This is a genomic window from Sulfitobacter sp. HI0027, assembly GCF_001634775.1.
Lineage (GTDB): Bacteria > Pseudomonadota > Alphaproteobacteria > Rhodobacterales > Rhodobacteraceae > Sulfitobacter.
Window position 1 is genome coordinate 1 of sequence record NZ_LWER01000309.1, and the last position, 295, is coordinate 295.

The window sequence follows — 295 nt, forward strand, 5'->3', positions numbered from 1 at the left end:
AAAGCTGGGCGATCCGGCTCTGAAATCCACCGCCACATCCCAGAGCGCGCCCTGACCGCAGCGCACCAGTTTGGCCTGCGCATGGGGCGGCGATTGATAGTGCAGCCCCCGCAAGGTGCCGCTCTGGGACGAAAGCGAATGGTTGTCCTGCACAAAGTCATAGTCCAGCCCCGCCGCCGCCATCCGGGCGCGGTTCCAGCTTTCGCTGAAAAAACCCCGCCGGTCGCCGTGGCGTTGCGGGGTCAGGACCAAGACGCCGGGAAGGGTGGTTTCTTCGATCTGCATGAGGGCCCTC

The 295-nt window shown here is 65.1% G+C and carries 1 protein-coding gene; it reads right to left on the bottom strand.

The features are described 5' to 3' along the window. Positions 1-285, bottom strand: a 285-nt coding sequence (locus A3722_RS15820; RefSeq protein WP_150120523.1) for a dTDP-4-dehydrorhamnose 3,5-epimerase family protein, incomplete at its 3' end; no start/stop codon positions are given. Between the last annotated feature and the right edge of the window lie 10 nt (positions 286-295).